Origin of the sequence: Limimaricola litoreus (genome assembly GCF_024159025.1) — a bacterium.
GTDB classification, from domain to species: Bacteria; Pseudomonadota; Alphaproteobacteria; order Rhodobacterales; family Rhodobacteraceae; genus Limimaricola; species Limimaricola litoreus.
In genome coordinates this window covers 1-8,171 of sequence record NZ_JAMYXC010000289.1, presented here as the reverse complement: position 1 = coordinate 8,171, position 8,171 = coordinate 1, and the positions used below count along the sequence as shown (strand labels likewise).

At 65.1% G+C, this 8,171-nt stretch carries 7 protein-coding genes; 1 reads left to right on the top strand and 6 read right to left on the bottom strand.

Annotated elements, in window-relative coordinates; genetic code table 11:
• Positions 1–352: 352 nt before the first annotated feature.
• The 4 genes from argE to NHG85_RS17745 all read right to left on the bottom strand — a co-directional run bounded on the left by argE (position 353) and on the right by NHG85_RS17745 (position 4,582).
• A complete protein-coding gene (gene argE, locus NHG85_RS17760) occupies positions 353–1,546 on the bottom strand; it encodes an acetylornithine deacetylase (RefSeq protein WP_253334919.1) in 1,194 nt (397 codons plus the stop codon).
• Positions 1,547–1,551: 5 nt separating this feature from the next.
• On the bottom strand, positions 1,552–3,042 hold the full coding sequence (locus NHG85_RS17755; RefSeq protein WP_253334917.1) for a tripartite tricarboxylate transporter permease: 1,491 nt from the start codon (positions 3,040–3,042) through the stop codon (positions 1,552–1,554).
• Between the two features lie 6 nt (positions 3,043–3,048).
• Positions 3,049–3,549, bottom strand: coding sequence for a tripartite tricarboxylate transporter TctB family protein (locus NHG85_RS17750; RefSeq protein ID WP_256500587.1), 501 nt, complete (start codon positions 3,547–3,549; stop codon positions 3,049–3,051).
• A 61-nt stretch (positions 3,550–3,610) separates the two neighbouring features.
• A complete protein-coding gene (locus tag NHG85_RS17745) occupies positions 3,611–4,582 on the bottom strand; it encodes a Bug family tripartite tricarboxylate transporter substrate binding protein (protein WP_253334913.1) in 972 nt (323 codons plus the stop codon).
• 145 nt (positions 4,583–4,727) lie between these two features.
• Here NHG85_RS17745 and NHG85_RS17740 point away from each other — a divergent pair, with 145 nt between their 5' ends.
• Complete coding sequence (locus tag NHG85_RS17740; protein WP_253334911.1) at positions 4,728–5,645, top strand: LysR family transcriptional regulator; 918 nt, start codon at positions 4,728–4,730, stop codon at positions 5,643–5,645.
• Here NHG85_RS17740 and NHG85_RS17735 read toward each other — a convergent pair.
• Positions 5,617–7,158, bottom strand: coding sequence for a Zn-dependent hydrolase (locus NHG85_RS17735; protein ID WP_253334910.1), 1,542 nt, complete (start codon positions 7,156–7,158; stop codon positions 5,617–5,619). The genes NHG85_RS17740 and NHG85_RS17735 overlap by 29 nt on opposite strands.
• 291 nt (positions 7,159–7,449) lie before the next feature.
• Positions 7,450–8,171: GlxA family transcriptional regulator (locus NHG85_RS17730; RefSeq protein WP_253334908.1), on the bottom strand; the 722-nt coding region annotated here is incomplete at its 5' end.

Sequence of the window (8,171 nt, the reverse complement as noted above, 5' to 3'; positions counted from 1 at the left end):
CGAGGTCGATTTCGGGATCCACCGTGCCGCGAGCTTTCTCGAAGGCGACTGGAAACCGATCGGGCGCCTCAAGGCGGCCTTCGCCACGGCGCAGGACCGCTCGCAGGCGGTCAAGGTGCAGATCCGGTTCTGATGCAGCAGCGGCACCGGGCGCCCCCTCGAACGCGACGCCCGGTTGCCACTTTCTGGCCGAAGCCCCGGATCCGGGCTTGAGAGGAGCGGTTTCGCATCGGCGGGGCTGTAGCCAGAGACCGTCGCTCGAACCACAAAACTGCGTGCTGCCAGAAATTGACAGCCCTGAGCGACGCCCTGTGTCGAAAACCAGACGGCGCTCAGGCCTTTTCTCGCCTGCCTACTGGGCCGCCATATCCGTGGAGGCGCGCGACAGCATGCCCGTCACCTCGTCGAGAAAATGCAGGCAGGCCTCGAGCTGCGAGATCTCGATGAACTCGTCGGGCAGATGCGCCTGCTCGATCGAGCCAGGCCCGACGATGATCGAAGGAATGCCGCCCTGAATCTCGAACACGCCGCCCTCGGAGCCATAGGACACCTTGCCGCCCCATTCGGGCAGGATCGGCCTGTAGCGCTGGAAGGCGCGGTCATTGGTGGCATCTCCCATTGCCGGATAGCTGAAGATGCGTTCGAACCGGATATCCGCTTCGGCGGAAATGGCTTTCATGGCTGGCAGAAGGGTCTCTTGAACCTGCGTGATCAGAGCCTGCATTTCTGCCTCGGCATCGACCTGCGCGATCGAGCGCAGCTCGAAGGTGAATGCGCAGAGATCCGGGGTGATGTTGGTAGCCACGCCGCCCTCGACCATGGTGGTCAGCATTGTGGCATGGCCCACGGTGAAGTCCCGGTCAAAGGGGCCCTCCTCGCAGAAGCGCGTCCCCCGTTCCTGTATCATCGAGATCGCCCTGCCGGCGTATTCGATCGCGTTGACGTGCTGCGGGGCGAAGGAGGAATGCCCGCCCGATCCGGTCACGGTCGCCCGCATGGCGATCTTGCCCTTTTGGCCGGTCACCAGCTTCATCATCGATGGCTCCCCGATGATCGCGAACTCTGGCAGGACGGGCTGGGCCTTGAGGTGCTCGGCGATGGCGGGGGCGCCAAGGCAGCCCACCTCCTCGTCATGGCTGAAGCACAGATAGACGGGGCGTTCGAGGTCGGTTTGCGCCAAGTCGGAAGCGGTCGCCATGACGCAGGCCGCGAAGCCCTTCATGTCGCAGGTCCCGCGCCCGTAGAGCTTGCCCTCCCGCTCTTCGAGGCTGAACGGATCGCTGGTCCATGCTTCACCATCCACCGGCACCACGTCGGTATGCCCGGAGAGCACGAGCCCCGGCTTGTCGGCGGGGCCGAAGCGCGCGACGAGATTGGCCTTCTTGCCGGTCTCGTCAGGCAGGATGGTGATATCGGCGCCAAGCGCTTCGAGATGCGCGGCCATGTGGTCGATCAGCGGGCGGTTCGGGTTGCGGCTCACCGTATCGAAGGCCACGAGCGCTTCGAGGTGGTCTTTCGCCTCCGTGAGGCGGGGATGGGCGGTCATGCTCGTCATGAGATGGCGGCCTTTCTGGCTCTGGTTTTCTGGACTTCGCGGCGAATGGTGGTGACGGCGACGAAGACGATGAGGACGGTGAAGATCCAGCAGATCGGGCTGCTGAAGAAGATGCCGAGCTCACCGCGCGAAATGGCGAGGGAGCGGCGCATGTTCTCCTCGATCATCGGCCCGAGGATGAAGGCGATCAGGAAGGGGGCCGTCGGAATTTCCAGAAGGAACATCGCGAAGCCGACCACGCCCAGCACCAGCAGGATCACGACGTCGAACGGGTTCGAGGAGATGGCGTAGATGCCGAAGATGCACAGCGTCAGCACCGCCGGGGTCAGCAGGGTGGCCGGGATCTTGGAGATCCGGTTGAACCCGCGCATGGTCAGCTTGCCCGCGAAGAACAGCAGCACCGACGAGACCAGCATGCCGATGAACAGCATGTAGACCTCGTGGATGTTGTTCTGAAACAGCATCGGTCCCGGGGTCAGGCCCTGGATCATGAAGGCTCCGAGCATCACGCCGGTGATCACGTCACCCGGGACGCCAAGCGCCAGCAGCGGCACCATGGTCGAGCCGCAGCAGCCGTTGTTGGCGGATTCCGAGGCGGCGATGCCTTCGAGCTCGCCCTTGCCGAAGCGCGAGGGATCCTTCGAGGTGCGCTCGGCCTCGCCATAGGAGAAGAACGCGGCGGCCGAGGGTCCGATGCCGGGGATCGCCCCCATGACCACCCCGATGCCGGAGCCCCGGATGATCGATTTCAGGCTGGCGCGAAACTCCGCCGCGCTGACCTTGTCGTCGCCGAGCTTCATGGCGTCGTTCTTTGGCGCGATGCGAAAGACGATGAGCTTGAGCAGTTCGGGCAGGGCGAAGAGGCCGATCAGCACCGGGGCGACCGAAAGCCCGGCCTGCATGTCATCCGTGATGGCGAAGCGGAACGAGCCGTACATGTCCTGACCGACGGTCGCGAGCAGCAGGCCGAGACAGGCCGAGACCACGCCGAGCAGCAGCGAGTTGCCCGACACCCCCGAGACGGTCATCAGCGCGAAGATCATCAGCATCGCGTATTCGGGCGGGCCGACCTTGAGCGCGAGCATCGCCAGAGGCGCGGCGAGGAAGATCAGCGACAGGTTCGAGATGAAGTCGCCGATGCAAGAGGAGTAGAGCGCCATGTTCAGCGCCTTGCCGGCCTTGCCCTGCCGCGCCAGCGGATAGCCATCGAGCGCCGTGCAGGCGGCCGACGCCGTGCCGGGCGTCCGGATCAGGATGGCCGAGACCGATCCGCCATAGGTCGACCCCTTGTAGAGGGCGACGAGCAGCAGCAGGCCAGGCACGAAATCCATGTAGAAGGTGAAGGGCAGCGCCAGCGTCACCGCCATGGTGCCGGTCATGCCGGGAATGGCGCCGATGACGACGCCGGCCCAGATGCCGATAGCCATGATGAGAAAGTTCTCAATCGTGGCCACGGCCTGAAGGGCCATCAGGATGTCAGCGAACATGTGGCCTCACAATCCGAACTGTTTGATGAGAGCGCCTTTCGGGAATCCGGTCCCCAGCGCTTCGCCGAAGAAATAGACCAGCGCCACGGGCAACCCGATCGAGACCAGCACCGCCCAGAGCTTGCGGTCCCGATCTCCGGTCAGCGCGATCGCCACGCCCGTCAGCAGGATGCTCGACGCGAGAAAGCCGATCAGAGGCATCAGAAAGACGAAACCCGCGAAGGCCGCGACCGCCAGCAGGAAGCGGCCGACCAGCACGGGGATGGGCGCGGTCAGCTCGATCGGCGCCGTGTCGGACGGGGCATCGCCGCGCGTCTTCAGGGCGATCAGGATGGACAGGATTCCGAGAGACAGGCCGACGATCGACACGACGCGGGGCCACCATGCGGGCGGTGGGGTGAAGCCCGGAATGAAGGCGGGGCGAGGCACGTAGATCGGGATCAGCGCGAACAGCACGAGCGCGAAGAAGCCGACGATCAGGGCGCCGCGAAAAAGGGGGAGTTTCATCGGGAAGGCTCCGCAGAAGGCGGGAGACGACCGGCCCGGGACGGGGCCGGTCGCGGGGATCTTACTCGGGCAGGTAGCCGAAATCCTTGGCAAGACCGTTGAACAGCTCGAACTGCGATTTCGCATATTCGGTCACGTCGACGGTGCCGACCGTGGAGATCGAGCCACGCTTTTCGGCGAGGTCGAGCCAGGTGCTGTCCTCGGCGACCTTGTCGAGCACCTCGTCCCACTTGGCGACGACCTCCTCGGACAGGTCCTCGGGGCCGAACAGGGCCGACCAGCCGGTGATCTGACCCGCCGTCTCGTAGCCCAGCTCGGACATGGTCGGAACGTCGGGCAGCTGGTCCATGCGCTCGGGCGCGAAGACCGCCAGAGGCTTGAGATCGCCCGCCTCGATCGGGCCCATCTGCGAGCCGGCCGCCCAAGCACCGAAATCGACATGGCCGCCCATGACGGCCGTCGCCAGCGCGTTGCCGCCCTTGTAGGGCACGAGGGTCGCGGCGGTGAGCGGGTCGAGGCCGGCATCCTTCAACAGCGCCTGCGTGGTGAAGCCGTCGATCGAGGTCGCGCCAGAGGCGGCATAGGTCATGCGACCGTTGCTCTCCTTGATCGCCTCAACCAGCTGCTCGACGCTTTCGATCTCGCTCTCGCCATCGACCGAAAGGATCATCGGGGTGGATTCCAGCGCGCCGAGATAGGTGTATTCGTCGGCCTTCACCATCGTCTGCGGGTTGACCGCCGGGTTCAGGATCATGCCCACGCGCGCCAGAAGGACGGTGTAGCCATCCGCCTCGGCATCGGCCACCGAACGCGCGCCGACCATGCCGCCGGCCCCGGTGCGATTCTCGACGGTGATCGGCTCACCGATATACTGCTTGGCGCTTTCGGCCAGGGCGCGAGCCGCAAGGTCCGACGCGCCGCCTGCACCGTAAGGGGCCACGAGAGTGATCGCTTTACTCGGATAATCCTGAGCATGAACGGCGCCGGCACCCAGCCCCGTTACCACCGCGATACCCGTCAACAGTCTCTTCATGATCTTTCCTCCGTTCATCCCTGCGCGAGACCCAGTGCGGAAAACATTCCGATCTCGCTTGCCGCGACCCTTCTACAGTATGAGTAAACATGCAATAGCTGGCACACACATTCCAATATCGCATACTGAGAGGTGCAGTTCGTCGATGACCATGAAGATCAGGGAGCTGGAGGCCTTCAGCGCGTTCATGCAGCACGGCACCATGCAGACCGCGGCACAGGCCCTCGGTCTCAGCCAGTCCGCGATCAGCCGACTGCTCGCCTCGCTGGAAAGCGGAATCGGATTTCAGCTCTTCTTTCGCAAGAAGAACGCCTTGTCGGCCACGCGCGAAGCCGAGCTTTTCTACCGGAACGTCGAGCGGCTTCTATCCAATCTCAGGGAGGTCGAAGCGACCGCGCAGGCGATCAGCAAGCAGCAGCTCGGCGATCTGACCATCGCGGCCGCACCGATCTTTTGCGACACGTTCCTGCTGGATGCCGTGGCCGAATTTCGAACGAGCCACCCCGAGATCAACGTGAAGCTGCACGATGTCGGCATGGTCGATCTACTCTCGATGGTACGCCACTATCGTTGCGACATCGGATTCGGCATCACGCTTGGCCTCGACCAGCCCGATGCCGACGTGACCCGTCTTGCGCATTGCGAGGCACGTTGCATCATGCCCATGGGCCATGACCTCGATGCCGGTCCCGTCGTGCCGCTGAAAGATCTGGCAGATGCCACCTTCGTGGAACTGCTGTCGGGCAGCCCGCTGCGTACGCGCGTGGATGCGCTGTTCGAGGAAGGCGGCACACCGCGCCGGGTGGCGGCCGAGATGCGTCACCTCCGGGGCGTCGTCGCGCTGGTCGAACGGGGTGTCGGCGTGGCAGTGGTGGACCCGTTGTCGGAGATGACGATGGACAGGAACAAAGCCGTGTCCCGGCGTATCAGTCCCAGCATTTCATGGGCGCTCGCGCTCTATCAGCCTCGGGACCAGCCCATGGCCGAGGTCGCCCGCGCATTCTGCGAGGTGGTTGATCGCCAGATCCAGAAGCTCAAGGAAGCGGGGACTGTCCTGCCCTGAGCGATCCTGTCGCTCCTGCTGAGCGACACGAAGGCTGGGCCCTCGCATCGCTCATCTCGCAAAGCGTCCTGAAGACGACATCGACGCCGCGGGCCAGCTGATCGTAATCGGTCCATTCCTCCGGGGCGTGCGAGATGCCGCCTCGGCTGGGCACGAAGATCAGGCCGGTCGGTGCGAAATCGGCCATGATCATCGCGTCATGCCCGGCGCCGCTGACCATGCTGCGCGATTTCAGACCGAGCGATACCACGTGTTTCGACAGCACCGCATGGATCTCGGGCGAGAGCAGCACGGGGCTGGCATAGAGCTGCTCCGCAATCTCGGTCTCGTAACCTTGCGTTTCGGCGCGCGCCACAATCGCGCGGGTCTGGTCGAGGAGACCGCGCACCACTTCCTCCTCGGGCGCACGAATGTCGACAGTAAACTCTACTTCCTCGGGAATGACATTCGACCCACCCGGTTTCACCTTGAGCTTGCCGACGGTCAGCACCGCCTCATGGCCGATGTCGCGCGCCAGATCGGGCAGCTGCGACAGTATCGAGACCGCGCCCGCCAGCGCATCGTGTCGCGCGGTCATCGGTGTCGTGCCGGCATGGCCAGCACGGCCGCGGATCGTGACATCGATCTCGGTCTGGCCGACGATGCGATCTATGATCGCGACATCCTCGCCATGCGCCTCCAGCACCGGCCCCTGTTCGATATGCAACTCGAGGAATGCATGGACGGAGCCTGGCTCCAGCACGGCCTCCTGCACCCGCTCGGGGTCCAGGCCGTAGTCGCGCAACGCATCGAGGAAAGAGACGCCATCGCCGTCATGGATGTCGACAAGGGTGGCCGTGTCGAGCTTGCCGGTCAGCAGGCGCGAGGCCATGAGGCCGCCACCGAACCGCGCCCCTTCCTCCTCGATCATGGCAATGATCTCGATCGGTCGCGCCGGGATCAGGCCCTGCTCTTGAAACAGGAACGCCGCCTCGATGCCGGCGATCACGCCCGCGGGGCCGTCGAACTTGCCGCCATGCGGGACGGAGTCGAAATGCGAGCCGACGATGATCGGGGCGAGCGTCGGGTCGCGCCCTTCGATGCGGCCGAACAGGTTGCCGACGGCATCCTCGCGCACGATCAGGCCGGCCTCCTGCATTCTTTCGCGCAGATAGTCACTGCCTTGCCGGAACTCGGCGCTGAATGTAGCCCGGGTTGTGCCTTGGCCGGGAGTTGCGGTAAACCGGTCCAGCCCGTCAATCATCGACCCGATGCGGTCGGCATTTGCAAAGCGTGTCATCACAGGCCCTCTGCGCGCCGATTTGCGTTCAAGTGTGGGGTCCCATTCGTGGTCGCAAGGTCCGGAAACGGTGGTGAAAGCAGCATGGGGGCCCTCGAAACCTGGGATCTTTGATGCGGATTTGCTACGTCCACCGGGTTCATGAAGTCCATCGGAAAACGCCAGAATTGCGCGGCTTGAGCAAGTTTCGCGGCGAATAAGGGCGCGCGAGAACCACGCGATCCAGGCTCGCAACAAACGTCATCTGAAGCTCGGGTCATCTTCTTCATCGAGGATCAGCATCTCGCAGGTCACGCAGACGCGGTTGGCGCCTACACGCAACCAACCACGCGCCGCGTCATCGCTCACCCCCACGACGCTCGCCCGACACCCGCATAAGCGCTGCCGATCCACCCACCGGGAACGAGCAGTTCGACGGCGTCATCGCCAATGATCGGGCCGCGCCTCGAAAGTCGAACCAGATGCGGCCCGGCGTGATCGATATGCGCATCAGTCTGGAAGCCCTCCTGCCGTAAAAGGGGCCGATCAGGCGCCCATGCGCCGGGTGGCGGAGAGCGACCGGCCGAATTGCTGGCTGTAGGCGCGCGAGAGGGTCGAGGCCGATGCGAAGCCGCAGCGCAGCGCGATGTCGCGCAGAGGCAAACCGGTCTCGATCAGCAGGGTCTGCGCCCGCGCCAGCCGCAGGGCGCGGTAATACACTCCGGCCGAGGTGCCCAGCTCGCGCCGGCAGAGCCGGTCGAGCGTGCGCTGCGAGACCGCCGCATGGGCCGCCACCTCAGACAGGCCGCGCGGCTCCTCGATCGCGTCGAGCATGAACCGCACGGCGCGGCCCAGCTGCGGCGACAGCGCGCCGCTCTCGGCGCGGCGACGCTCGGTATCGTCATGCACGAAGAGCGTGCGCACGTCATAGGCCAATGCATCGCCGCCCATCCGGCGGATCGTCTCGAGCGACAGCTCCATCGCCGACGTGGCGCTGCCCGCGCTCTGGCGGTCGCCATCGGTCACATAGCTTTCGGCCACCGCCTCGACCTCGGGAAACGCCTCGGCGAAGGCCTCGACCTCGTGCCAGTGCACGGTGGCGCGGTAGCCTTCGAGAAGGCCCGCCGCCGCCATCAGCCAGGCGCCCATGTCGAGCCCCGTCACCGCCCGCGACTGCCGCGCCGCCGCGCGGATCGCCGCCAGCACCTCGGGCCGGGCCGCGGTCTCGCGGGCGCCGTAGCCCGCGATCAGCACCAGCGCGTCGCAAC

Bases quoted from the DNA above. Each gene is read 5' to 3' on its own strand.
- argE (WP_253334919.1), bottom strand. From the start codon at position 1,546: ATGACCGCCCATCCCCGCCTCACGGAGGCGAAAGACCACCTCGAAGCG.
- NHG85_RS17755 (WP_253334917.1), bottom strand. From the start codon at position 3,042: ATGTTCGCTGACATCCTGATGGCCCTTCAGGCCGTGGCCACGATTGAG.
- NHG85_RS17750 (WP_256500587.1), bottom strand. From the start codon at position 3,549: ATGAAACTCCCCCTTTTTCGCGGCGCCCTGATCGTCGGCTTCTTCGCG.
- NHG85_RS17745 (WP_253334913.1), bottom strand. From the start codon at position 4,582: ATGAAGAGACTGTTGACGGGTATCGCGGTGGTAACGGGGCTGGGTGCC.
- NHG85_RS17740 (WP_253334911.1), top strand. From the start codon at position 4,728: ATGACCATGAAGATCAGGGAGCTGGAGGCCTTCAGCGCGTTCATGCAG.